This is a genomic window from Natrinema limicola JCM 13563 (genome assembly GCF_000337475.1).
Lineage (GTDB): Archaea > Halobacteriota > Halobacteria > Halobacteriales > Natrialbaceae > Natrinema > Natrinema limicola.
The window spans coordinates 24,549-49,721 of sequence record NZ_AOIT01000034.1; the positions used below are offsets into that span (position 1 = coordinate 24,549).

Sequence of the window (25,173 nt, forward strand, 5' to 3'; positions counted from 1 at the left end):
CAGTACCGACAGGGATCCGTTACATTCCGTTCACGAACCGTACGATCGGCTTTATAAGGCTTGATCCCGAGATTCACACAGTATAGGTCACGTCGTCGAAGTCGAAAAACGCTGTCTCGTATCCATCGTGTCGTGATACCTGCGGCGATGAGTCGACGGTGACTGTGACGCGATCTCCTGACGCGATCTCATCGACTGTGACGCCGTAGTGGTGGCCAATTTCGTGATCGAGCGCCTCCGTGAGCGTGAGCTCGTCGTAGATGGTCTCCCCATCACGTTCGATGGTTGCAGACAGGGAGGTAAACGGCAGGATAATTCGGTTGTACGGCGTTCTGGGACTGACTGCCAGATACGAGCCACCGTCCGCGAGCCGGTCGGCATCGGAGACGAGCGCGGCGAACGTCGCGTCGCCGCTGCGCTGGGCTTCGAGTGACTCCCCAGGTAGTTCCTCGAGCGGCGTGGCCTGTCCCATCGGCGTGTGCCCGCCGTCACCGCCGCCGTGTTCCATCTTCATGAGCGATAACGCCTCACGGTTCCCCCGCTGTGATTCGGGGATCGTCTCGAACGAAAGGTCGTGAATATCAGACCGGATGTACTCGAAGTCGATCTCGAGCGAGCCGAGCGACCCCAGTCGCTCCGCGAACGCGCCGGTTCGCTCGAGAGTGACCGGACCGACCTGAATCCGGGCGGTATACTGCCCCTCGCCCGGAAGTTGGATGTTGTCCCCGTAGTGAAAGCCCATCCGCTGGGAAATCATCGGCCACAGCGATGAGGAGCCGATATCGACGAGCTCGCCGTCCTGGCGGAGTTCGATGCGTGCGTCCACCGGAAGGACGGTGTGTGTCTCACGATCCCAGACGGTGACCATGAGATGAAGGCTGTCGTCGGCGGTGATCTCGACGAGTTCTTTCTCCTCATCGGTTGCTTCGACGGTCCAGAACCGGTGGGGGAAGGTATACGAGAGCATCGCGGCGTAGTCTCCGTCGGTTGCCATCCCATACATTCCCATCGCATCGCGTGAAGAAGGGAGATAGACGGCGTCGGGCCGGTTTTCGACGAGCGGCGGGTTCGCAAAGGCTGATTCTTCTTCGAACCCGAGTTGCTCGAGACAGCCGGCGATGCCGACAGTCCCGACGGCTCCAGCTGCGGCTGTACCACGAAGGAAAGCCCGGCGGTTCATTAGCCGGTGGTTGGGAACCCCCGACAAAACGCCTGTTGGTTCACTGGTCGAACGTGATACCCGACCTATCGCTGCCGGCACGTGTGTTTCCGTTGGGTTCAATTCCCGTGTCTTTTGAAACCGATGGCAGTAAGCGACTGCTACGTGACGCCCCTTCGTGAGGAGAACCAATGGAACTTTCATCCACCGCTTCTAGAACTCGAATATGGACCGGCGGACATATCTTGGAACAGTCGGAATCGCAGGACTTACCAGTGTTGCCGGCTGTCTCGATGGAACGATCGGCGGAGGGGAGACCGGAAACGGATCCTCAGGTTCTGGCACCCCTAATACCATCCTCGAGCCGCCGGAGACGGATTTAAGCGAGTCGTCACATCCGAGCTACGGCGATGAGTTGCCGTCGCTCAGCCTGCCCGATCCCCTGATCGACGAGACGATTTCGACCGATCAGTTCGAGGATGAGCGGGCCGTGTTGATGACGTTTATATATACGAACTGCCCGGATGGGATGTGTCCAGCGCTCACGTTGCGGCTGCGGCGCACCCAGGAAGTTGCCGCTGAAAACGGCTTCAGCGACGACGTGGCGCTCCTCGAGATGACGTTCGATCCGGAACGCGACACCGAATCGAAGTTGCGGACGTTCGCCGACGAGCAGGGTGTCGACGCCGAGGCTGACAACTGGCACTTCCTCAGACCCGAGACGTACGACAGAGCCAAGACGATCATGACCGAGGATATCGGGCTTCCGCTCAAGAAGACGGACGCTCCGGACTACGACCACCTCGAGTACATGTTCCCCCACTACAACCTGATCTTGCTTGCCAACAAGCGCGGGATCGTCGAGCGTGCGTATCCGAACGGTGCCTCGATCGATCCGTCAAAAGTCGTTGAGGACGTCGAAACGGTGGTGACGGAGTAGATGCGCAGACGGGACGTCCTCGCTGGAATCGGCAGTCTGGGCGTCATCGGCGGTGCAGGTGCAGTAGCGATCAACGGTCTCCCATCGACCGACAACGCCGACAACGAATCCGACGACGAGAACGGGCCGGTCGACACACGCACGGTTGAGACGATCGAAGCACCGGGAAGCGAGGCTGGTGAACTCCGTGTACCGGCAGCCGACCAAGCGACGTTCATTGACTTCTTCGCGACGTGGTGTGACCCCTGTGAAAAGCAGATGCCCGCGCTCATCGAGGCTCACGACCGGCTTGGTGACGACGTGCTGTTCATGTCGGTTACGAACGAGGCGGTTGGGCGCTCGGTGACGAAAGCGAAAGTCGTCGACTGGTGGGAAAAGAACGACGGAAACTGGACGCTCGGGATCGATCCGACTGCGGAACTGAGCTCCCAGTACGTCATTCAAGGCATTCCGTATGCCGTCGCGATCGACGCGTCCGGACGGATTCAGTGGACGTCGGGTGGGGAGAAATCCACGGACGAGTTCGTCGCTGGCATCGAACAGGCACTCGAGGCTGGAGGGCAGTAAGGATGGTCGACGCCGCACTGACCACGTCGATCGTGTTCGGACTCTCGACCGGCATCGCGACGTTTTTCTCACCGTGTGCGTACCCGCTGTTGCCCGGCTACGTCGGCTTTTACGTGAGCCAGACCGACGGCGAGCAGGCGTCGCTCGGCGGTGCGTTGAGCCGCGGGCTGTTCGCCGGGCTGGGCGTCCTGGTCACGTTTACGGCCCTGCTCGGGGCGACGTTCTGGGTCGGCCAGTCGACACTGTCGTCGATCAAGTGGTTCGAAGCCGCTGCCGGCCTCGTGTTGCTCATCCTCGGCGCGTTGATCGTTGCCGGCCGCGCACCGTCGTTTTCGGTTACGCTCCCGAAGCGTCGCTCGAGCGTGTTCGGCTTTTCGATCTTCGGCGTCGGCTACGCGCTCGCGTCGGCGGGCTGTGTCGCGCCGCTGTTCATCAGCGTTGTCACCCGTGCGCTCTCGCTGTCGATGGCCGATGCGCTGGTCCTGCTTGGCACCTACGTCGGCAGCGTCGTCGTGTTGATGGTCGCGTTGACCGTCGCGACTGGAATGGGGCTCGTCGCCGGTGCTGGCCGGCTGACAGCCTACTCCGGGCAGTTAAAACGGATCGCGGGCGTGGTGATGATCGCCGCCGGGATCGGGCAGTTGTACCTCGCAGTCGTTCGGTTCAATATCTTCGGGCTGTTTTAAACGACAGTCGGACGTGGACGTATTCGATTCACGCGCGATCGCGTGTGTGGCTGTCGTCGCCCGTGGCAACGCGCGGTCGATCGCAACCGAACTGAACCACTGCGGTCTGGCGGTGACGTGACGAGCAGGGACTGACAACCACCGGGCAGGCAATGGCTGGTCCGGGATGTATCTTACCGTCGCTCGAACGGACGACCATGTATCAGGAGCTGCTTCTTGCGACGGACGGCAGCGATGCCGCTCGTCAGGCAACCGAGCACGGAATCGACCTTGCCGACCAGCTCGATGCGACCCTCCACGTGCTGTCGGTTTCCGAAGCGGGGCCGCAGGCGGAGAACAAACAAGATCGGCTTCGTACCGATCCGGATGCAGAAGCCGCGACAGCTGTCGACGAGGCCGAGAAAGCGGCGACTCGAGCAGGCATCGACGCGACCACGGACATTCGTCATGGCGTCCCACAGGAACAGATCGTCGACTACGCGGAGACGAATCCGGTCGATATGGTGATCGTCGGAACGGCTGGTCGGTCCGGGCTCGAGCACCTGCTCTCGGGCAGCGTCGCCGAAGAAATCGTCCGAACCGCTCCAGTTCCGGTTCTCACGGTTCGAGACCAGTCGTAGCGATCGGCAATACGGATGTACCACCACCTAATCCGTCGCTACGTCCGGGTACGACGCTGATACTTAACCCGCGCGGAAGCGACGCAGCCACCATCGTGGCCGGTCTGTCCGCTCGCTGTACCGTTTGCCTCCCGTATCCGAGAGCAGTGCCGACGGCAAGCGTTGGCACCACGTCTGTCTCAGTCGGGGTGGTCAGCGCGTGAGCGAGCGGACCGCGACCGTCGTCGGCGACACACCCTGTGTGCTTGTCGTCGGCGATGACGCCGCTGCCGACGATGCGAGGGACGTGCTCGCTGCACGATTCGCGGGCGCATCGATCCTCCGAGAGCGGACGTTCGAGGGGGCTCACAAGCGACTCGCCGATCGTGACGTCCACTGTTTGGTCTGTCCGTTCGACGCGGCTGCTGTCGATCGATTGGGGGGAGAATCGACGCTCGAGCGCCTCGCCGCCGACGCCGACGAGCGGCCGATCGTGGCGATCACTGACGAGGGGGATGCCGACGACGCGCTCGCAGCCGGTGCGAGCGACGTCGTGGCCCGCGACGAGTCGCCGCGGGTGCTGACCGCGCGGGTTCGAACTGCCGCCGAGCGAGAGCAGTATCGGCTGGCTGCCGCGGCCTCGGACCGACGCCAGCGGTCGATCCTCGAGCACGCCGCTGCCGTCGTCTGGGTGCTTGATGCTGACGGCGAGATCGAATACGCGACGCCGGCAGTCGAGTCAGAACTGGGGTATACGCCCGCCGAACTCGAGCGGACGCCGATCGATCGCCTCGTCCATCCCGACGACCGCGAGGCGATCCACGAGACGCTTGCAGCCGTCACTGACGCGCCGGTCGGCGCGACCGAACGCGTTACTCTTCGGCTGGGCGACGCCGACGGCACGTGGCGCGTCTCGGAAGTGACATGTGCGAACCGGCTTGCGGATCCGACCGTCGAAGGTGTCGTCATGACCCGAACCGGGGTCGGCGCGGCAGCCGACGTGGCCGCCCCTGCTGCCCTGCATGCGGGCGTCGACCGACTCGAAGACGCGTTTTTCGTCCTCGGCCCGCAAGACGAACTGCAATATGCCAACGACGCGGCGACGACACTGTTTCGGCCCGAGGTCCGCCAGATCGATCTCGCCGACGTGAGTGGAACCGTCGTCTGGGACCTCCTTCCGGACGAGATCAGCGAAGCGCTGTTCGATCGGGTGCGTGCCGCAGAATCGACGGGTGCGGTCGAAACGGTCAGCGTGACCGCGCCGTCGCTCGAGGGCCGCCTCGCCGTGCGCGTCCACCCCAGCGACGACGGCGTCTCGGTCTACGCGACCGACCAGTCCGTCGACGCTGCGGCCGCGCCGGATCTCGAGCGACTCGAGTTGCTCGAGACCGTCATCGACGCGCTCGACGATGGAATCGCCGTTCTCGAGGGATCGACGATTCGGCTGGCGAATCCTGCGCTTCGAGAGCTCGCCGATGCGGACACGCTCGTCGGCCACGAACTCGAGACGGTGTTCGATGCGGACCTCGTGTCGGCGATTCGAACGCGAGCCCGATCGCCGGTCGTCAGATGGATGGAGCCGGTCTCGGGCACGCTCGCGACTGACGAGGCACCGCCGGTCGACGTCTTCGTCGTGCCGCTGTCGATGCCCGATCGAACGCTCTGTGTCGTCCGTGACAGACGCGAGTCTCGCGCGGCCACCCTGTCGACGGTCCACGATACCGTCGCGGCCATCCGCCGTGCAGAGACGCCGTCGGCCGTTCGTGACGCCGCTACGGATGCCATCCGTGAGCATGCGGGTGCCGACGTGGCCGTCTGGTATCGCCTTGCCGACGACCGACTGCAGCCGGCAGCGATCGCGGCGGCCGAACACGTCGGCGGCGATCGCCACTCGATCGAACCACCACCGATCGATCTCGACGACACCCCGCTGGCAGCCACCGTCGAGGACGAAGCGGCGACCGTGTCGCCGACCGTCTACGAGCGCGCGGAGCTCGATGCCGTGCTCGCTCAAACCGGACTCCGCGCCGAGCGGGGTCTGTCCGTCCCGATCACGACGCGAGCCGTCGTCCTCGCGACCAGCACCGACCCGATGGCGTTCGACGGACTCGAGTCGGACCCGATCGAGATGGTGTCGGACGCCGCTGCGGTCGCCCTCGAGTCCCTCGAGCGTGCCGATAGCCTCCGGACGTGCCGACACGATCGCTCGCGCCTCGAGACCACTGCCGCACAGACCGAACGGGTGTGGGACGCAGGCGGGGCGATGCTGACGGCTGAGACGCGTGATGCGGTCGAACAGCGCCTCTGCGAGGCAGTCTTCGCCTTGTCGTCTCCTGAAACGCCTGACGCTATCACACTCGCGTGGATCGGCCATGCAGACCACGGGCGCGAGACGGTCGTGCCGACGACCTGGGCCGGACGAGACGGCGAGTTTCTCGAGTCCGCAACGGTTCCGATGGGAGCGGACGCCGACACGCCGACGGGGACGGCAGCGGCGACCGGGGAACTCGTCGTCGATGACCTCTCGAGCGACCGGGAGACACACGACGATGGCCGATCGTGGCGACGACAGCTCCTCGAGCGAGGGATTCAGTCTGTGCTCAGCGTGGCGCTGACGGCTGATGGGGTCCGCTATGGGACGCTCACCGCCTACGCGTCGGAGCCGTCGGCGTTCGACGAGCACGTCCAACGTGCGTGCCAGCACCTCGCTGCGATCGCCGGTGCTGCGATCGGGTCGATCGAGACGAAACGCGCACTACTCGCCGACCGAATCACCGAACTCGAGGTCGTGCTGCGAGACGATACCGAGCCGCTCTCGACGATCGCCAGCCAGCTCGAGCAGCGACTGACGGTGCGAGCGATCGTGCCACGGACGTCCGGCGGGTCGACGGCCTTCTGTACCGTTGAGGGCGGCGTCGACGATACCGTGTGCGATGCGGTCGAATCGCTGCCGGCGGTCGATTCGATCTCGATTGTCGAGCGTGGCGACGACGGCGTCCTCGAAATCGGTGTCACAGCGCCCACCGTCGCGGAGACGATCGCAGACCACGGTGGCGTTCTCCGGTCGTTGACGCCGGTCGACGATCGGACCCGGCTCGTGATCGAACTCGGCGAACCGGTCGACGTTCGATCGTTCGTCCAGCACCTCGAGCGACGTCATCCGGGAACGGAACTCGTCGCTCGCCGCCAGCGCGATCGCCCGCTTCGCCCGCCCCGTCCGTTCGACGAGTTACACGACCACTTGTCCGACCGCCAGCGGCGGACGCTCGAGGCAGCGTACTATGGTGGCTTCTTCGAGTGGCCCCGCGAACACACTGGTGAAGAGGTCGCTGAATCGCTCGGCGTCTCACAGCCGACGTTCAGTCGCCATCTTCGGTTAGCCCAGGGGAAGCTGTTCGCACTGTTGTTCGACGAACCGACGAGAGACTAAGTCGCAACTGTGCCTGCACGCCGCCGATCGTCGGTCAAGCTTCGATCGCGAGCGAGTCGACAATCGGCGGCGACGGGCAGTATACGATACTTACTTCGACCTGAACAGTGGGTAATACCGTGTTTCTTCACGTTTTGTGACTGGTCACGGTACCGATCGATGAATCAGTATTGAGCGTTGCGCCGGGATTGATTCCGTATATAGCGCCCACGATCATGTCCTCAGCATCTAATGAGCTATTCAATGAGCGCGTTCGAGGTAAGCGATAGTTACAGCGGCCGTCTCCCCGGATGGCGGATGCACTCGTGAGCATCGATTTCGCCGACCCGACCGAGAGCCTCGAAAAGCTCTCCGATGCGACCGACGATCGGTCCCCGATCCAGTCGCAGGCCGACGGCGGGATCGTCGCGCAACTCCGACTCGATCACCCGGACCTGTTTTTAGCGCCGACGCTCCGGGACGTGCCGGACGTGACCGTCGAACCCGACTACTGGACGACCGTCGAGCCGGAGCGAACGCTCGTGTTCGTCACCGTCTACGGAACCGCGTTCGACCAGTTCGAAACTGGCCTCGAGACGGATCCGACAGTCACCGATCCCGTGCTCGTCGATCGGTATCCCGACAGACGCGTCTATCGGGTTGCACTTACCGATCGTGCGGTGACGTTTACCGCCACCACTGCTGCCGTCGGCGGCCGACTGCTCGACCTCTCGAGTTGCCGGAACGGCTGGCAGGTCCAGCTTCGGTTCGCAGACCGGGAGCAACTCGTCGCGTTCAACGACTACTGTCGCGACCGAGAAATCTCCGTGACTGTCGATCACCTTCGCGTCTCCGATGACGGTGACGACGGCGTCGTCGCCCTGACGGCGAAACAGCAGGAACTGCTCACAGTCGCGCACGAAGAGGGCTATTTCGACGTGCCGCGTGGGATCTCCCAGGACGAACTCGCGGACCGACTCGACGTCTCGAAGTCGGCCATCTCACAGCGGCTGCGACGAGCGATCGGCGAACTCTGCGCGTCGTCACTTTCCTGATCGGTGACGCCGCTCGATCTCGATTGATTCGACGGCGAGCGTCCGGCTTCAAAAACGTGAGTCAGCGACGGCTGTGGGATGACGTGATTACTCGTCAGCGTCGTCGTCTTTCATCGAGCCGAGCTGCGAGACCAGTTCGTCCGTCGAGACGTCGGACTCGAAGGACATTTCGCCGTGATGATCGTTTTCGTGGACGTTGACCGCCTCTACGTCCTCATCGTTGGTGGTCTGCTCTTGCTGTTCGGACTCGTCGTAGCTTCCAAAACCCATACTCATACGTCCTGAGCCAGTACAAAAGATGTGACGGTTCGATCCGTCTGTCCGTCCACACCGCCGTTCCAAAGCGGATCGATCGAGCCAACTGACTCATCGAACGGCGTTCCGGCGGTTGCTCGAGTCTCCTTCGTGCCCAGTCGTTCGATGCCGACCGTTTATCGGCCCTACTGTTTGGCGATTGCTATCGAGGGTTTGTCTCCCCGTACTCGAGCGCTGGTTCCCTGTTCGTTTCCCATACTTTTGAGGGGGAGTCGACAGCATGTCCGTTTCGGGTGTGAGAGGGGCTCTTTTCCGATAGTTCGCCGTCGGTGTCGATCCGCACTCTCGTGGTGTCCTGTGACTGACAATCACTACGGGTGACAACACGTGGCAGCGTACCCGTTGGCTACGCCGTTCAGTAGCCCGTCTATAGTAATGGCTTCCGGAAGCCTGAATTCTGCTCATGGTTGCATACCGTTCGTCGTCTCGACCACGTATTTCGACGGGATCGTCTGCCACGAGACGGTCACCGTCGTCTGCACAGCGGAGACTGGCTGGTGTCCCGTCCGCAAAACCCGTGACCGTCTCCGGGCCAGCCGGCAAGCGGCCCACCAGGCGGTGAGCAACCGATGTGTGGAATTATCGGCCGCGTCGGAGACGGAAACGCCATCGAGCCACTACTGACTGGGCTGGAGAACCTCGAGTATCGAGGCTACGATTCTGCCGGTATCGCCGTCCAGAACGGCTCGGGAATCGATATCGAGAAACGCTCAGGGAAGGTCGAAGAGCTGAAAGAATCGATCGGCGAACCGCTTCGGGGTGAGGTCGGCATCGGCCACACTCGCTGGAGTACCCACGGGCCACCGACCGACGCCAACGCGCACCCCCATACTGACGAGAGCGCGGACGTCGCCGTCGTTCACAACGGGATCATCGAGAACTACGTCGAACTCAAAGAGCGACTGGCCGCGAACGGCTACGAGTTTACGAGCGATACCGATACCGAAGTCATCCCGCATCTGATCCAGTACTACCTCGATGCGGGCTTCGATAGCGAACGAGCGTTCCGCCAGGCGATCAGCGAACTCGAGGGCAGTTACGCCGTCACCGCTATGGTGTCTGGCGAGCACGTCCTCTATGCGGCCCGGCAGGGCTCGCCGCTCGTCGTCGGTATCGAAGACGGCGAGTACTTCCTCGCCAGTGACGTGCCTGCCTTCCTCGAGTACACCGACAGCGTGGTCTATCTCGAGGACGGCGACGTCGTCATCGTCGACGAAGACGGCGTCGAGTTCACCGACCTCGAGGGGAACCCGGTCACGCGCACGCCCGAGACGGTCGAGTGGGACCCCGAACAGGCCGGGAAGGGTGAGTACGACCACTTCATGCTCAAGGAGATCCACGAGCAGCCGACCTCGCTGGCCCAAGCGCTCGAGGGTCGCATCGATCCTCGAAGCGGTCGAATCGCACTCTCGGAGTTCGAGCCGGGGACGTTCGATGACGTCGAAAGCGTCCAGTTCGTCGCCTGTGGGACCTCTTATCACGCTGCGCTGTACGGCTCGCTCGGGCTCAACCAGGCCGGCATCCGATCGACTGCGCTACTGGCTAACGAGTACAGCGTCGTCGCACCGCCGGTCGACGACGACACCCTCGTGATCGCGGTGACGCAAAGCGGCGAGACTGCCGACACCCTAAACGCACTCAGACAGGCCAACGCTGAGGGTGCGCGCACGCTGACGGTGACGAACGTCGTCGGCTCGACGGCCGCCCGTGAGGCTAACGACGCGCTCTTCATCCGCGCTGGGCCGGAGATCGGCGTCGCCGCGACGAAGACGTTCTCCTCACAGGCCGTCATGCTCACGCTGCTGTGTCAACGCATCGCTGCCGACCGTCAGGGTGAGCCGCCAGCCGACCTCGAGTCGCTGTTGCCGGCCGTTGAGTCGATGCCGAGTGCGCTCGACGAGGTGCTTGCAACCTCCGAGGCCGCGTCGATCGCCAGGCAGTACGACGACAGCCAGTCGTATTTCTTCATTGGACGCGGGCTCGGCTATCCCGTGGCACTCGAGGGCGCACTGAAGTTCAAGGAGATCACCTACGAGCACGCCGAGGGCTTTGCCTCCGGTGAGTTGAAACACGGACCGCTAGCACTGGTCACGCCAGACACGCCGGTGTTTGCGGTCTTCACCGGCCAAGAAGACGAGAAGACCCTGAAAAACGCCGAGGAAGCCCAGACCCGTGGCGCACCCGTCGTCGCGGTCTGTCCCGACGGGCACCCTGCCGTCGCGGTGGCCGACGAGCACCTCTCGATTCCCGACACGGACTCCAAGTTGGCGGGGCTGCTGGCGAACGTCCAGCTCCAGCTCGTCTCCTATCACGCCGCAGATCTCCTCGATCGGCCGATCGACAAGCCGCGAAACCTCGCCAAGAGTGTTACTGTCGAATAAGTCGATCACACAAACGAATCGGGCGCTACGCTCGAGTGGTCCCTCGTTTCATTCTACGCCGAACGCGTCTCGACATCGTTTGCGCTACTGAACAGCGATCGGTTCGACTCGAGTATGGGCCTCGAGACCGCAGGACACGAAACTACCCCCACAGTCTCGAGTCCATACGGCATCAGCATCGGCCCCGTACTCGACTGCTGTCGACCGTGGAGGAGTACTGTGACGATCAAATGCGGTGATGATACGTGGTGATGGTATCACCGCTTCCATGGGTATCGATTACATTCTCTGATTCCGATAGAAATTCACCGATGGATAAAGGGTACACCTGATCACTCCGGGCGACGGCGTGGACAGCTATGCACGGCTATCCCACAATAGTCACAGACCAAGTTGGCCGCACGTACTAGGGTGATCGTCTCGGCTCGACGGTCCCAAGATGTGGACACGACTACATGAATTTCGGCCTGAAATACGATGTTTCGACAGGGTAATATTGTATTTCTCAGGAGAGAAGCGCTGACACGTACGATATTCAGAGTGTTTCGATCGAGTGCTAGTCGGTCCCAACTGAGCGATCGCGCAGCGGTCGCATTGATTATGCGGTCTATAGTAAATACCCTTCTGTGGGTATAGACTGTTGATGTCGACGGACCCATCCGCGAAGTGGACGCCAATGACGTCCGGCCAGCAAACGACTGCCCCCCGATGTGTCAACTGTGGCAACCAAGTGACTCGACAGTTCGCTCGCGTCTTCGGCGACAACCGTGACGTCGTTCACGCCTGTCCCGACTGCGCGACGTACCGTGAGATGAAGACCTCGGATTTCATTCCGAAAGAAGCCCGATAGTGTCTGTCAGTCTCGTCTCGAGTCTGCTGTCTCTCTGCTAGTGTTCGCCGATGACACGCTCTCCGCCGGCCGCACCGAATCTGTCAGTCAGGCCCTCCTCGTGACGGTTTCGGTCACCAGCGCCTGTGCATCCTCGAACAACGTGTCGGCGTCGGTGGCCGACCGCGCCTCCGCCGTGACGCGAATCAACGGCTGTGTGCCGCTCGCACGAAGCAGGAACCACCCGTCTTCGGTCTCGACCCGGACGCCGTCGAGCGTCTCGACCTCGTCGTATCGGTCACGCACCGCCTCGCTGACGTCGGCCATCACCGCCGCCTTTTCGGTCACTTCGATCGACGTGCGCTGGATTGGATACCCCTCGATCTCGGCGACGAGGTCGGACAGCGGCCCGCGGTCGGCGACGAGTTCCACCAGCTTACACGCCGCGAGCGGGCCGTCGGGACACCGCGTTTCGTCGGGCCAGATCCACGCCCCACTCGGCTCGCCGCCGAAGACGACGTCCGGCTCGGTCGTCCGTTCGGCGACGTAGACGTCACCCACCTGCGTCCGTGTCACCGACGCGCCGACGGCCGCCAGTGCGTCGTCGACCGCGAGGCTCGTGTCGACGGGTGCTGCGACGCGGTCGCCGTCGCCGGCTGCCTCGCGGGCGAACAGGGCCAGCAAGGCGTCTTTCGGGACGAAGGTACCCGTCTCGTCGACGGCGACCATTCGATCGGCGTCGCCGTCGTGGCCGATCCCCACGTCGGCGTCCGTCGCCGCGACGAGCGTCGACAGCGTCTCGAGGGTCTCCGCGTTCGGCTCGCTCGGGCGGCCGGGGAAGGCACCGTCTTCTTGGCCGTTGAGCGTTCGGACCTGACAGCCCAGCTCGTCGAGTACCGTCGCAGTGACGCCGCCAGCACCGGTACCGAGATCGACGACGACGCTGAGTGGCTGTTTTATGTCGACTGCTGCTCTGAGTGCGTCGGCGTGATAGTCCTGCACGCCGTCGTGGCTCGTTCGATCGCCGACGCCGTCCCAGGCAGCCAGCTCGTAGTCGTCCTCGCGAATCCGTCGTTCGATCGCCTCGCGCTGATCGGGACCGAACGCCTTCCCCGAGGGATTCCAGAGTTTGATCCCGTTGTCCGTCGCCGGGTTGTGCGAAGCCGTCACCACGACTCCCGCGTCGGCCTCGAGACGCTCGATCGACCGCGCGACCGTCGGTGTCGCCGCGACGCCAACCGTGATAACGTCCGCTCCACACTCACACAGTCCCGCGCTGATTGCGTCGACGAGCATCGCGCCGCTGTCTCGCACGTCGCGACCGACGACGACCTGGTCGTAGCCCTCCGAGGCGACCGCACGACCGACGGAAAGCGCCAGCCCTGCCGTCACCTCGTCGCCGACTCGTCCACGAATGCCACTGGTTCCGAACATATCGGTCCTGAGTCGGGCGACCGCCTTACTATGCGCGGATTACTGGTGTCCGTCGTCCCGATCGGCTCCATGCCAGTGCTGTGGGGCCGCTTCGTGACGGACTCGAGACGGCGACGAGTGCTGGAACGGTCGCATACACGCCCGTTAGCTGCCGCCTGTCTCGTTGAACTGTCGGTGCTGTATATGTAACACACGCAGATAGACGTGACTGAACATGACATACGAACGGCTCGTGTCCCGCCAGACGAACCGGTCGACGGACGTGGCAACCGCAGCGATCGATACCCATGAGCGCAACTGAATCGGATTCCGACGAGGCCGTCGATGCCGACGACCCACACGGCGAGTGTGACCGGGCAACGATCGACGCCGACCTCCCGCCGAGCGCGAAACTGGTCTACAAGGTCCTCGAGTACGAGGCCCCACTGACACAGGAGGAACTCGCTGCCGAATCGCGGCTCTGTCCCCGAACCGTTCGGTATGCGCTGGGACGACTCGAGGAACAGGGTGTCGTGACAAGCCGCGCCTGTCTCGCGGACGCGCGACAGTCGAAGTATCGGATCGACGACTAAGCCCTCTGTCGGTAGATCGACAGTCGAGCGGCTGCAGCGCGTGCGCTACCGGTGTTTCTGATACTGATCGACCAGCAGATCGATCCCGAATGCGCCCGCCGTGATCTCGTAGTGGGTCTCGAGCCGCGGGTTGAACTTCGCCTTGTACCGGTTGATGCTCGGGACGCCAGCGCCGACGAGGTCGTACTCCTCGATTCCCGCGTGGAGGCCATCGCGCATGACGTGCCAGTCGAGTAAGTCGTTGATCGCGATGTCGACGTCGGCGTCCGGTTTGACCCCGCCCTGCCATCGATACCGCGTCCGATCCGACTCGACGACGAGAATGCCACCGAGGAACTCACCGTCGACGCGACAGACGTAGGGTCTGATCGCGCCGTCGGGGAGCTGTTCGTGGACCGCTCTCGAGAAGTCGACGCTCAACCGGAACGGCTGGTCTTGGCTCTCGTAGCGCTGGCGGACCTTCTCGACGATGCGTTCGACGTCGTCGGTGTCACCCTCCTCGATGGTGTAGCTGTCTTCGTCGGCGTTTCGGATGTTGCTTCGCGCGTCGCTGCTGAACCGATTGAGCAGTTCCGCTTCGGAGCCATCGAGGTCAACGACGTACGTGTGACTTGGCCTGACGTCGTAGTCGTTCCAGACGAACGGACGGACGTCCTCGAGCGTGCCGGTGACGAATTTGCTATACAGCGGCGAGAGTTCGGTATCGATCCACTCGAGACAGCCCTCGATGAACCGTTTGATCCGGCGGTCGGCCTTGCGCTGTTTGAGCTTGTCGACGTTCAACAGGGCTGGGCCGAGATACGTCGTCCACGAGTGGGGGGCCGGGGAGAACGCGCCGGTTACCGGCCCCTTGGTGTATTCGAAGACTGGAAAGATGCCGACTGCTTCCTGACCTTTGAAGCCCGCGAGCAGGTGCGCCGTCGTGTCGGTATCGACGGCCTGCAATCGGAGCGCTTCGGCGCGAAAGAACGGGTTCGAGTCGTCAGAGCGTTCGACGTACCGATTCCACTCCTCGGCATCGGCGTGTGGGTTGAGGGTACGGATCTCGACGCTCATAGGTAGCCCAGATCTGAGAGTCTGTCTTCGACGCCCCTATCGTCGGTCGCCGTGATCGGCTCGGGATCGTACGCCGGATACGATCGTTCGGTGCTGCCCTCGATGATCGGCAGTGGATCACCGTCCATTGCGGCGTCGATCGGGATGTCAAACAGTGAGCAGATCGTCGGCGCGATATCGAAAATCGTCGCCGCGGTGAGCGCGGCGGACTCGTCGAAGGCCGACCCGGCGGCCGCGACGACCCCAGTCCGCTTGTGGTTCCACGACTCCATTGGCTCGCCGAACTGGCCGTTTCCAAGCGACGCGGCGATCGCATTGTCGAACTCCGCCGGGACGGTCAGGATGTCGGGTGCCTTCTCGACGTAGGGCCCCTCGAAGTAGGTCTCTCGCGGCTCGACGGCATCGAACATCGGCTCGCCGTCGGGCGTCCGAACCGCCGACAGTTCGTCGATGAGCTCCTCGCGGACGCAATCGTAGTCCTCGACCGGCACCTGCCCGTTTGGCTCGCGGCCCTCGAGATTGAGCCGGACGCCGAGTTCGCTCTTCGAGCGGACGTATGCCTGCGAGTTCGGGAAGTCGACTTGTTCGCTTGCCGCCCGAATCATGTCGTTTGGCACCCGTTTGCCGATCGGTTCTTTGAGTCCGACGACCTCGAGCGTGTTCGCGACCCGCTGGGTCGTAATCCCGACGTTTGCGGCCAGATTCATCGCTCGCTCGAGCGCGCTTGGGCCACCGTCGCTGGCGTCCGATCCCTCGAGGAGATTGTTCTCCCAGGACTTCGACCAGTCTGGCATCCCTTCGCCCCCACTCTGGGCGCTGACATAGCCTTCCGACCGGAGGTACTCGTTGACGCGGAACTCGTCGCCGGTCACCTTCCCCATGCCGTGGTCGCTGACGAGCAGGACGTTCTCGGGGTCCGTCCGCTCGATGGTTTCCTCGAGCTCGCGGTCGACTGCCCGATACACTGCTTCGATCGCCTTTTTGTCCCCCGGGCGCTCGTGAAACACCGAATCAGTCTGCTGGAACTGGAGGAAGCCAAACTCCGGCGCGATTCGCCGACAGAGGTACCGAAAGGCCTTCCCCCGGAGTTCGACCGTCCGCTCGTAGCCCTCGATCGACTGATCCGGTTCCGGGCTGTTCTGTGGATAGATCCAGTAGTCGCCACCACATGCCAACTTGACGTCCTCGAGGATGCCTTCGGGGTGACAGTCCGGGTCCTCGGGCGCGGTCAGCCCCGGGATCAGCGCCCCATCGAACGCCCGGGCGGGATGGGTCACGGGCATGTTGACGACGACGCTCGCAAAGCCGTACTCGCTCAACAGCTCCCAGACTGGCCGTTCCCGAACGTGAGTTGCGTTGACCACGTCCCAGTCGTAGCCGTCGAAAGAAAGGAAATCGTAGACGCCGTGTTTGCCCGGATTCTTCCCGGTGTAGAGCGACGGCCAGGCGCTTGCAGTCCAGGGCGGAATCTGCGACTCGAGGGGTCCAGCAGTGCCCAACTCGAACAGCCGCTGGATGGTCGGCACCTCGCCCGATTCGAACAGGGGCTCGAGTATCGGCCGACACCCGGCGTCGAGCCCCACGACGAGCAGACGAAGGGATTCTTCGTCCGTCGAACTTGCCATAGAGACGGTATGTTGCCGGTTAGGCTTTGTTATGCGACCGCTTGATGACTGTAACATCGTACTGGGTGGCTGTACGATCGGAATAGCGCTCGCGCCGGTGTCTCTCGCTGTGGCTGTAAGCGCCGATTGTCACCCGTTTCAGGCGAGTATCGTCCGCATCACTAAGGTGTCTGATGATACCGTATTACGTCGATGATCGCCGTTACTGGTGTTCGTCACCACCGATTCGAGATATGATCAGTGCCACCCCCTCCGTGTTCGACGCGTCGCTCTCACGGTCGGGGGGTGCGGGAATCGACGCGTTTGTCGACCGGCACGCCCCCAACGTTGACTACACCTACTACGGTGCCGGCAAGGTCGCGCTCCGGGACGGCCTCGATGGCCTCGTCGAACCCGGCGAGAACGTTCTCGTCCCTGCCTACCTCTCGCCCGCAGTCGTCGAACCCTTTTGCGATCTCGGCCTCGAGCCCCGGTTTTACGCCATCGAAGAGACGCTCGCGCCTGATTTCGCCGATCTCGAGAGCCGGATCGACGACGACACGGTCGCCGTCATGTCGGTCAACTATTTCGGCTTTCCACAGCCCGGGCTCGAGCGGCTCGCGTCGCTGACCAACGAATACGACTGTTATCACATCGACGACAACGCTCACGGCCCGATCAGCGTCGCGGACGGGACGCTGCTCGGGACGCACGGTGATCTCGGGTTCACGACGTTGCGGAAGCTACTGCCGGTTCCCGACGGCGCGATCCTCTACCGTGTCGCCGACGAGGCCAAAGCGACGTTCTCCCCATCGCCGCTGGCCGGCAGTGCAGACCGGATCGCGGCCACCGACTGTCGGTTCGTCACGACCTCGGCCGCCGAAACCGCCCTTGGCCCGCTCTACCAGTCGATCGAGTCGATGCTCGACGACGGGGCCGACGATCCGTCGTCCGTAGATCCGGGTGCCCGATACGAGGCCACAAAAGCCCCGATGTCGAAGCTTACAGCGATGGTCACCGACGCCGCCGATCCGGACACGATCCGGGCCGCCCGGCGAGAGAACTACCGGACGTGGCAACAGGTGTTAGCCGACCGTGAGGACATTACGATGTTCTACGAGCGGCTGCCGGAGGGGATCAGCCCATACGAGTTTCCCGTCCGGGCGCGCGATTCAGACGCGTTTCTGGCGGCGCTCCACGATTGTGGCGTCGTGGGTGCACACACCTGGCCGATACTCCGCGAGTCCGTATTCGAGGCCGACGGCTACGACACGGCGACACGTCTCTCACAGGAGGTCGTCACGCTGCCGGTCCACCAGGGCATCGAGCCGACAGCGATCGAGACAGCCGGCAAACGACTGCAGCAGTGAGCCGGGAGATCTCGCGGCTCGGTCAGCACCTCATTCGCTGGCAGCCGGCGGCGACGAGAGCGCCGCGTGTACGTCGTCGCTCAGCGCGTACGCCCGATCTGGCGTCCGCTCGAGGACGCCCTCCGTCCGCAACTCCGAGAGGAGCCCCTGAACCGCGACTCTGGACCGCTCGACGTCTGCGGTGAGGGTCGCCGCATCGAGCGATCCGCGCTCGTCGAGGGCGGCAAGCACGTCACGTGCCGTCTCGAGCGAACACTGTGAGCCCTCGCACGCGCGCTCGACGCGGTCGCCAATGTCGGTCGTCTCGAGGACCGTTGCGAGGTCGTGTTCACTGTCGGTGGTGACACGTGCCGTTTCATCGGCTGTGGACGTGGGTGTGTTGTCGGGTGTGTTGTCGTTCGATCTGGCGTTGGCTATCGCCTCGTCCCAGTCGACGGGCGTGTATCCGAACTCGACGTCGTCACCGCCGGCCTGCAGGATCGTCGACTCCTCGTCGGTCCCGTCCTCGTCTGCGCTCTCGTGTTCGCTGACGGTCTCGCGTAACCGCTCGTTTTCATCGCGCAGGCGGCTCAGTTCGTCCGCGCGAGACTCGAGTTCGTCTTCGAGGGCGTCGATCCGGTCGTCGCGTGCCTCGAGTCGGTCTTGAAGCTCGTCGCGTTCGGCCTCGAGGTCGGCGATTTCTTCGTGAAGCCGGCGCAGGTCCTCGCTACCGCCGGGGAGTTGTGACTGGACCGTCTCGGTGTTCTGCAAGGCGTCGGCCATCTGTTTGGCCGCACTCGAGACGTCACGCGCCGAGGAGAGTTCGTCTTCCAAGGTCTCGATGCGCCGTTCTTTCTTTTCGAGTTCGGCCTCGAGTTCCTGAATTCGGTCCTGTTCGCGATCTTTTCGCTCGGAGATGTCCTGAAGGTCGCCGACCAGCGCGTCCGAGACGGACTTGAGTTCGGGGCGCTCGAAATCGTCGAGGCCGGGCGTCGCGCCGGCGTCGAAGGTCCGTTTGCGGCGAAACTGGACCTTTTGGACATCGACTTCGGTCCAGTCGGTCTGGACGAACGCCTGCCCGTCGTCTAAGTCGGCGACGCGCTCGGCGTATTCGGTGTCGATGATCCGGCCGACGACTTTCGTGTCGTTGTCCCAGGTCAGCCGATGCCAGACGAGCCAGTTGGCCTGCGTGATGAAGTCCTTCTTGACGTCGGCCGGTCGCTGGCTGATTCCCAAAATCCCGAGGCCGTGTTTGCGGCCGCGCTTGCTGATCTTGATCAGCAGGTTGCCAGTCTCGCCGACGCCGCCGCCCTCCGGGATGTACTCGTGGACCTCCTCGACGACCAGCAGGAACGGCTTCTTGAGCTTCTTCTCCTTGACGAACAGGTGTCGGGCGACCTCTCGGAGTAGTTCGTCGGCCACGTCCTCGTCGAGATACCCCGAGACGTCGAGGATGACGGGGACGTTCTCCTCGAGTGCGATCGTGGCCATCTGTTCGGCGTGTTCCGGCCCGATCTGGATGTCACACTCCTCGTCAGCGCCGGCGTGGAGCATTTCGTACTCCTCTTTGAGTCCGTAGTACTCCCCGTCCGTGTCGACGATCAGGAGGGGATAGCCAGCCTCGAGCAACTCCTCGGCGATGACCGACGCGGTGTTGGACTTTCCGGAGCCACTCTTGCCGGTCGCAAACCCGCGTCCGGTGAGGACTTCGATGACGGGCAGTTTGAGATCCGCACCGCCGGCCGTCTCGCCGACGCGGATCTGTCGCTGTCTGGTGCCGTCGCTCACCGGTCGATCACCCCGCGAACGCACGATTCACTCATGATATCTGTACTGTCCGAACACGCGACCTTGAATATTGGCCTCGATGCGAGTTGTCTCCCCGTCGCGGTTCCGTTCACTCCGCGTCGCGTTCGACGGTTTGCTCGCGAATCGTCATCCCCTTGCGCCCGAGGTGCTGGAGCTGTTTTCGGGCGAAATCCTCCTCGCGTGTGCCCCGCGTTGCCAGCACGTAGACGAGCGCGCCGCCAGCGGGCCGCATGGTCCGCCCCGCCCGCTGGGTGCCCTGCCGTCGCGAGCCGCCCAGTCCGGAGGCGACGATCGCCAGATCGGCCGTCGGCAGGTCGATTCCCTCGTCGCCGACCCGCGAGATGATCAACAGGTCGCGCTCGTCCCGGCGGAACTCCTCTAACAGCCGCCGGCGTTCGTGATGTGGCGTCTCGCCGCTGAGGAAGGGGACCTCGAGCGCGTCGGAGAGTTCTCGGCCCTGCTCGAGATAGTCGACGAAGACGATGGCCTTCGCGTCGGGGTGGGCCGACAGCAGGTATCGTACCTCGTCGATCTTCCCGCGATTCTTCGCCGCGATGCGGTACTTCTCGCGGCCGTCGGCCGAGCCGTAGGCGTTGGCTTGTTCGTCGTCGCCCCACGGCACGTAGCGGATCTCGAGTTCTGGTTCGGCGACGAAGCCGGCCTCGAACAAGGCCTCCCAGTCGGTGCCGATCGGCGGGCCGACGAGGGTGAAGATCTCGGTCTGGCGGTCGTCTTCGCGGATGGGGCTGGCGGAAAGCCCCAGGCGGTGCTTGGACTGTAAGTGCGTACTCCGCCGGTAGACGTCCGAAGGGACGTGCTGGCACTCGTCGAAGATCACCAGCCCCCACTCGCGGTCGTCGAAGAGCGATCGATGACGATCCATCCCCGCGATCTGGTAGGTGGCGATCGTCACCGGTCGCACTTCCTTGCGGCCGCCGTGGTACTGGCCGATCTGATGGGGCTCGAGCGAGGTGTACTCGACCATCGCGTCGGCCCACTGCTGGGCGAGGTCGCGACTCGGAACCAGAACCAGAGTTTCGCCCTCGACGTGGGCCATCGCGCCCATCGCGGCCACCGTCTTCCCGCTGCCCGGCGGGCCGACGAAGACGCCTTCGCCAGCCTCGGCGAAGCGATCGACCCAGTTCTGCTGGTAGTCGCGCAGTCGGACGTTCAGGTCGATCGACAACTCCTCGCCGGAGGCAAGCTCGCGGTGATCCTGAACCGGATAGCCGGCCTCGTAGAGGATCCGCTTGATCGCAGCTTCCGACCCCTCTCGAACCCAGTCTTCGGTTTCGGAAATCGGTGCGTGGACGTGTTCTTCGTCGAGTTTCTGCCGGGCGACGTTGCCCATGATTTCGGGCGTCTGGGCCTCGAGTACAGTATACCCCTCCTCGTGGGTCACGAGCCGGAACTGGTGGGCCCGATCCCACTGGCTTTCGACCCACTCCTCGAGCGGTTCCGACCGCTGCCCCAGTGCCTGGCGCATCGTCCGGGCTAAATCCTCGAAACTATCGTGGGGCGTACTCCAGACGTCTTCCGGGCGGACGACGTAGCGATAGCCGTCCTCGCCGTTGGCATCTGCGAGGTGGGCAAACTGGGAGAGTTGCGCACGCGTGAATTGGTCCGGTCGGTCGACGATTATCTCTCGACGTTTCGGGAAAACGACGACGCGCTCGCGGTCGGTCAGATCCTCGAGTTCGCTGGGATACCAGACGACGGGGTCCGTGGACACGGAGAGTCGCTCGAGGGAGCCCGACTCGGCGAGAGTCTCGAGTCGGTCGCTCGCCTCCTCGTGGGGGAGCTCGAGCGCACGGGAGACGGCTGCGGCGGTGAGCACCGGTCGACCGGCCTGCTGGCTGGCGTCGTGGAAGTCGGCGATGGTGAACGCCTCGCCCGCCTCGTTCTCGTCGGACTTCGCGCTGGCGTCGGCTGTCGCGTCCCCGGCCGGATCGTGGACGTCGCTTCGCTGCTCGTCGGAAGCCGCCGAAGAACGTTCGTCAGTCACTGCCGGGTCGTAGCGGTGGTGGGGGTAAACCCATTTCGCTCGTGGCTCGAGTACGGGGCGACCGTCTCGAGCGCAAACAGCTATCTTTCTTCAAGGAGAGAATCCCGGCGTTTACGCCGTCATCAGAAATCTTCGATTTCTGATTGCCCGTCAGACGTAGTCTGACGACCGGGCGTGAATCCGACAACGCTTACACAGTCCCCGTTCGGTAGCAATACGGGTATTTAAGTTCAGTCGAGGTGTAGTATGACATACACCGAGGCGGCACGTCCGCCCACCTAATCGGACAATATCGGGACTCCGAGACCCAGAACGTTCGAGACTCCCATTTCGAACCGCTGTGGTGTCTCGGTCACCAAGATAACTCCGAGTCCCCGTGCCGGGGATAGGAGTAACGGCGGTGTGGCCCCGCCATCGGCCCGTCATACCGACGAGTCGTAAACCAGCAAATATCCCAACCCAGCGGTGCGGTGCCGTGGGAAGCCTCGCCGTCGTCGGGCGTAGCCCGACTGCCCGAGGGATCTTCGATCCCTCTCCGTTTACGGCGAGGAGGAGGTCACATTTGACGTGCTAGCGTTACAAGCTCACATGTATCACGCGATCCTCCCAGAAGGACAGATCGTCTGTGAACGCTATGATCACACCGATGACGGGCTCGAGTTGTACGATGCCGACGACAACTTCCTCGCGTTCGTTCCCTACAGCAACCTCCACGCGCTCCTCGACGAGGAGATCTACGAGGCGGACGACCGGTCGGTCATGTAGCCGGCTGTTGGTCGATCGCCTCGAGTTGCTCGCGATATCGGTTCCGGACGGTGACAACGGTCGTCTGGGCGGTCTCGGCGACCGCTCGCTGCGGGATCGTTTCGTCACAGAGCAGCCCGGCAGCGTAGATGGCTGCGGCGGCGAAGCCGGTCGGTGACTTGCCCGAGTGTAGCCCCTGGTCGGTCGTTTGATCGATGATTTCGATGGCTTTGGTCTCGACGTCCTTGCCGACGTCCAGTTCCGAGCAGAACCGCGGAACGAACTGCCGGGGATTCGTCGGTTCTAAGTTGATGTCCAGTTCGTCCGCGATATACCGGTAGGTACGGCCGATTTCACGCTGGTCGACGCGTGAAACGGATGTTACTTCCTCGAGGCTACGGGGAATGCCCTCTTTACGACAAGCGGTGTAGAGGGCGCTCGTCGCGACGCCCTCGATCGAGCGCCCGCGGATGAGGTCTTGCTCGAGTGCCTGTCTGTAGATGACGCTTGCTGTCTCCTTGACTGGCTTGGGGACACCTAACGCGCTTACCATCCGGTCGATCTCGGAGAGGGCGTATTTGAGGTTGCGTTCGCCTGCGTTTTTCGTTCGGATTCGTTCCTGCCAGACGCGAAGTCGATGGAGTTGGCCGTGTTTGTCGGCCGACATCGAGTGGCCGTTGGCGTCCTTGTTGCGCCAGTCGATGGTCGTCGTCAGCCCGCGGTCGTGCATCGACTGTGTCAGCGGTGCGCCGACCCGCGAGAGGTTGTCGTGTTCCTGTGCGTTGAACGCTCGCCATTCCGGGCCGTAATCGATGGGATCCTCCGTAAGGACGAGGCCACATTCCTCACAGACTCGCTCACCGCGGTCCGGATCGTGGACGATCGTCTCGGTCTCGCAATCGGGACAGCGATCAGCCTCGACCGCCTCCGACTGCGATTCGTTGCTGGCGTGATCGATAATAGACCGCGTCATCAGTACCCGACCGAAGCCGTGCAGTCATTGTAAGGGGATACCATGGTTTCGCGGGAAACACCGATTTACTCTGCTGTCGTCAATAGACGAATAAAAGAAAGGTAGACGACCGATCCGATCATCGGCTGTCTCGGAGACAGCGACGATAGTCGCGTCCCATCGGCCGCGTCCGGACGAAACGCCCATCGGTCGATCGATTCGCTCTGTGATCATTAATAGGTGCATGGTACATGTAACGTGAGGGCCGTTACGCCGACTCAAGACGGTAAACACGTCTTTCGTGTCCGAACTGTCACTCGAATCTATATTCGTTGAGTCGAACGGTCAGCACTGGTGCCGTGTTGTCAGACAGTCGTCCGAATGCAGACCAGTGTGCAATCCCGTTTCGATCGAGTCAGCCGTACGCCGTGGATACACACGGACAGTCGGCTGATACTGCCCAGCCGGTCGGGCGATCACGATCGACAGCCATGGCGATGGGAAGCCGCCGCTGTCAGCCGGTCACGAATTCCCTCCGTACCTACTTTGCAGCCGGTGCGAAACGTGGCTGTGCTTAAGAGTATCTATATTGGTGTACAACCTGGTGTGTCAATCGTGAGTTCGACTCGTCGTTTGAACGTACAGCGGTCGCCGCTACGCCGAGACTTCGGTAACGTCGGCCGCCGGAGACCGGAGACAGCGAGCGCGAATGGGGCTGCTACAGATGGGTGGTTCTAATAATGTCGTCCATCGATCAGTCACTGCCCGATGAAATAACGTCGGTCGCCGCAGACGAGGACGAACGACTCTCGAAGGACGTTATTTTCGAGCTCTTAAAGAATCGGCGTCGTCGCGAAGTGCTCGCATACTTGCTCGAAGCGGACGAAACGGTCACACTCGGTGAACTTGCAGAACAGATCGCTGCGTGGGAGAACGACACCACCGTCAACGCGCTCAACTCCGACCAGCGCAAGCGGGTCTACGTCGCCCTCTATCAGACCCATCTCCCGAAGATGGACGACGCTGGGATCGTCGAGTACGATCAGGACCGTGGGCTCATTTCGCTTGCGGACAACGCCGACCTGCTGATGATGTATCTCGATACCGATTCCCATCGGCAGGACCGGTGGGACCGATGGTATGCTGGGCTCAGTGTGACTGGAGCGACCCTGCTGGGCGCAGCACTCTTCGGGGTACCGCTGCTGTCGGCCATCCCGACACTCGCCATCGCGAGTGTCGTCATCGCTGCTTTCCTTTGTCTCTCGGCTGTACACGTCGTCCAAAACCGTCATCAGGAACGGAACGTCGACGGGAAACTCTCACGTATCGATTGAGTGTTTGCTTCGTCCCGTGGTATCGTCTTCTCGCTCACCGTCATTTGTCAGTCATATTCTAGCAGAGCGCGATTTCATTCGTCGGCAACGAAATCGAACCACTGGACAGTGGTCGTGTCGTGCCGTCCGCCAAGAAGACTTTTTACTGCTCGGCTTCGTACATTCGAACGGCTCCCGACGACCGTCATCCAGTACCGGAACAGTCGCGTGCCAGCAGCTGTTCTCGGCGCGGGGGCCTTTTAAAACGACTCGAGTGGTGACTGTTCTCTCGCGTCGGGTGACCGCGAGTCAAACGTCGTGACGCCACAGATCCGGGTGGAATCCCGTCGCTGCGTCGACGACACCGCATTCTGTCTGGGCAAACGCCGACGAGA

General features: G+C 62.9%; 20 protein-coding genes. 12 read left to right on the plus strand and 8 right to left on the minus strand.

Features of this window, described 5'->3' with window-relative positions; genetic code table 11:
• Positions 1-73 precede the first annotated feature (73 nt).
• Positions 74-1,180: an iron transporter gene (locus C476_RS08380; protein WP_008011864.1), complete on the minus strand. Its 1,107-nt coding sequence runs from the start codon at positions 1,178-1,180 to the stop codon at positions 74-76.
• A 205-nt stretch (positions 1,181-1,385) separates the two neighbouring features.
• On the opposite strand from C476_RS08380, the gene C476_RS08385 reads away from it, so the two are divergent.
• From C476_RS08385 to C476_RS08410, 6 genes are all read left to right on the plus strand, one after another.
• On the plus strand, positions 1,386-2,099 hold the full coding sequence (locus C476_RS08385; RefSeq protein WP_008011866.1) for an SCO family protein: 714 nt from the start codon (positions 1,386-1,388) through the stop codon (positions 2,097-2,099).
• Complete coding sequence (locus tag C476_RS08390; RefSeq protein ID WP_008011868.1) at positions 2,100-2,666, plus strand: TlpA family protein disulfide reductase; 567 nt, start codon at positions 2,100-2,102, stop codon at positions 2,664-2,666.
• A 2-nt stretch (positions 2,667-2,668) separates the two neighbouring features.
• The gene (locus tag C476_RS08395) at positions 2,669-3,352 is read left to right on the plus strand and encodes a cytochrome c biogenesis CcdA family protein (RefSeq protein ID WP_008011870.1); all 684 of its coding nucleotides are present in this window, start codon (positions 2,669-2,671) and stop codon (positions 3,350-3,352) included.
• Positions 3,353-3,549: 197 nt separating this feature from the next.
• Entirely contained in the window at positions 3,550-3,972 is a 423-nt protein-coding gene (locus tag C476_RS08400) for a universal stress protein (RefSeq protein WP_049911689.1), read from the plus strand.
• Positions 3,973-4,171: 199 nt separating this feature from the next.
• The gene (locus C476_RS08405) at positions 4,172-7,381 is read left to right on the plus strand and encodes a bacterio-opsin activator domain-containing protein (RefSeq protein WP_008011874.1); all 3,210 of its coding nucleotides are present in this window, start codon (positions 4,172-4,174) and stop codon (positions 7,379-7,381) included.
• Between the two features lie 305 nt (positions 7,382-7,686).
• Complete coding sequence (locus tag C476_RS08410) at positions 7,687-8,415, plus strand: helix-turn-helix domain-containing protein (protein ID WP_049911690.1); 729 nt, start codon at positions 7,687-7,689, stop codon at positions 8,413-8,415.
• Between the two features lie 87 nt (positions 8,416-8,502).
• Here the strand turns inward: C476_RS08410 and C476_RS08415 are convergent, their stop codons facing one another.
• Positions 8,503-8,685 carry a DUF5786 family protein gene (locus tag C476_RS08415; protein ID WP_008011878.1) on the minus strand — a complete coding sequence of 61 codons (183 nt, stop codon included), beginning with the start codon at positions 8,683-8,685 and terminating at the stop codon, positions 8,503-8,505.
• Positions 8,686-9,299: 614 nt separating this feature from the next.
• On the opposite strand from C476_RS08415, the gene glmS reads away from it, so the two are divergent.
• Positions 9,300-11,111, plus strand: coding sequence for a glutamine--fructose-6-phosphate transaminase (isomerizing) (gene glmS / locus C476_RS08420; protein ID WP_008011880.1), 1,812 nt, complete (start codon positions 9,300-9,302; stop codon positions 11,109-11,111).
• Positions 11,112-11,754: 643 nt separating this feature from the next.
• Complete coding sequence (locus tag C476_RS08425; RefSeq protein ID WP_006431419.1) at positions 11,755-11,961, plus strand: DUF7563 family protein; 207 nt, start codon at positions 11,755-11,757, stop codon at positions 11,959-11,961.
• A gap of 87 nt (positions 11,962-12,048) precedes the next feature.
• Here C476_RS08425 and glmM read toward each other — a convergent pair whose 3' ends face one another.
• On the minus strand, positions 12,049-13,374 hold the full coding sequence (glmM, locus tag C476_RS08430) for a phosphoglucosamine mutase (RefSeq protein ID WP_008011888.1): 1,326 nt from the start codon (positions 13,372-13,374) through the stop codon (positions 12,049-12,051).
• A 287-nt stretch (positions 13,375-13,661) separates the two neighbouring features.
• Between glmM and C476_RS08435 the strand changes: the two genes are divergently transcribed.
• The gene (locus C476_RS08435; protein WP_008011890.1) at positions 13,662-13,946 is read left to right on the plus strand and encodes a MarR family transcriptional regulator; all 285 of its coding nucleotides are present in this window, start codon (positions 13,662-13,664) and stop codon (positions 13,944-13,946) included.
• 45 nt (positions 13,947-13,991) lie between these two features.
• Here the strand turns inward: C476_RS08435 and C476_RS08440 are convergent, their stop codons facing one another.
• Both C476_RS08440 and C476_RS08445 read right to left on the minus strand, forming a co-directional pair.
• On the minus strand, positions 13,992-15,002 hold the full coding sequence (locus C476_RS08440) for a lipid II:glycine glycyltransferase FemX (protein WP_008011893.1): 1,011 nt from the start codon (positions 15,000-15,002) through the stop codon (positions 13,992-13,994).
• On the minus strand, positions 14,999-16,627 hold the full coding sequence (locus C476_RS08445) for an alkaline phosphatase family protein (protein ID WP_008011894.1): 1,629 nt from the start codon (positions 16,625-16,627) through the stop codon (positions 14,999-15,001). The genes C476_RS08440 and C476_RS08445 overlap by 4 nt, the downstream gene beginning before the upstream one ends.
• Before the next feature lie 233 nt (positions 16,628-16,860).
• On the opposite strand from C476_RS08445, the gene C476_RS08450 reads away from it, so the two are divergent.
• The gene (locus C476_RS08450) at positions 16,861-17,976 is read left to right on the plus strand and encodes a DegT/DnrJ/EryC1/StrS family aminotransferase (RefSeq protein ID WP_008011896.1); all 1,116 of its coding nucleotides are present in this window, start codon (positions 16,861-16,863) and stop codon (positions 17,974-17,976) included.
• A gap of 30 nt (positions 17,977-18,006) precedes the next feature.
• Here the strand turns inward: C476_RS08450 and C476_RS08455 are convergent, their stop codons facing one another.
• Together C476_RS08455 and C476_RS08460 are read right to left on the minus strand one after the other, a co-directional pair.
• Positions 18,007-19,743 (minus strand): helicase HerA domain-containing protein, encoded by a 1,737-nt coding sequence (locus C476_RS08455; RefSeq protein WP_008011897.1) that lies wholly within the window; start codon positions 19,741-19,743, stop codon positions 18,007-18,009.
• A 109-nt stretch (positions 19,744-19,852) separates the two neighbouring features.
• Positions 19,853-21,769 (minus strand): DEAD/DEAH box helicase, encoded by a 1,917-nt coding sequence (locus C476_RS08460; RefSeq protein ID WP_008011898.1) that lies wholly within the window; start codon positions 21,767-21,769, stop codon positions 19,853-19,855.
• 588 nt (positions 21,770-22,357) lie between these two features.
• Here C476_RS08460 and C476_RS18935 point away from each other — a divergent pair.
• Complete coding sequence (locus C476_RS18935; protein ID WP_008011899.1) at positions 22,358-22,534, plus strand: hypothetical protein; 177 nt, start codon at positions 22,358-22,360, stop codon at positions 22,532-22,534.
• Here C476_RS18935 and C476_RS08465 read toward each other — a convergent pair.
• Positions 22,527-23,486, minus strand: a complete 960-nt coding sequence (locus C476_RS08465; RefSeq protein ID WP_008011900.1) for a transcription initiation factor IIB — start codon at positions 23,484-23,486, stop codon at positions 22,527-22,529. The genes C476_RS18935 and C476_RS08465 overlap by 8 nt on opposite strands.
• A gap of 719 nt (positions 23,487-24,205) precedes the next feature.
• Between C476_RS08465 and C476_RS08470 the strand changes: the two genes are divergently transcribed.
• On the plus strand, positions 24,206-24,799 hold the full coding sequence (locus tag C476_RS08470) for a DUF7344 domain-containing protein (protein WP_008011901.1): 594 nt from the start codon (positions 24,206-24,208) through the stop codon (positions 24,797-24,799).
• Positions 24,800-25,173: the final 374 nt, after the last annotated feature.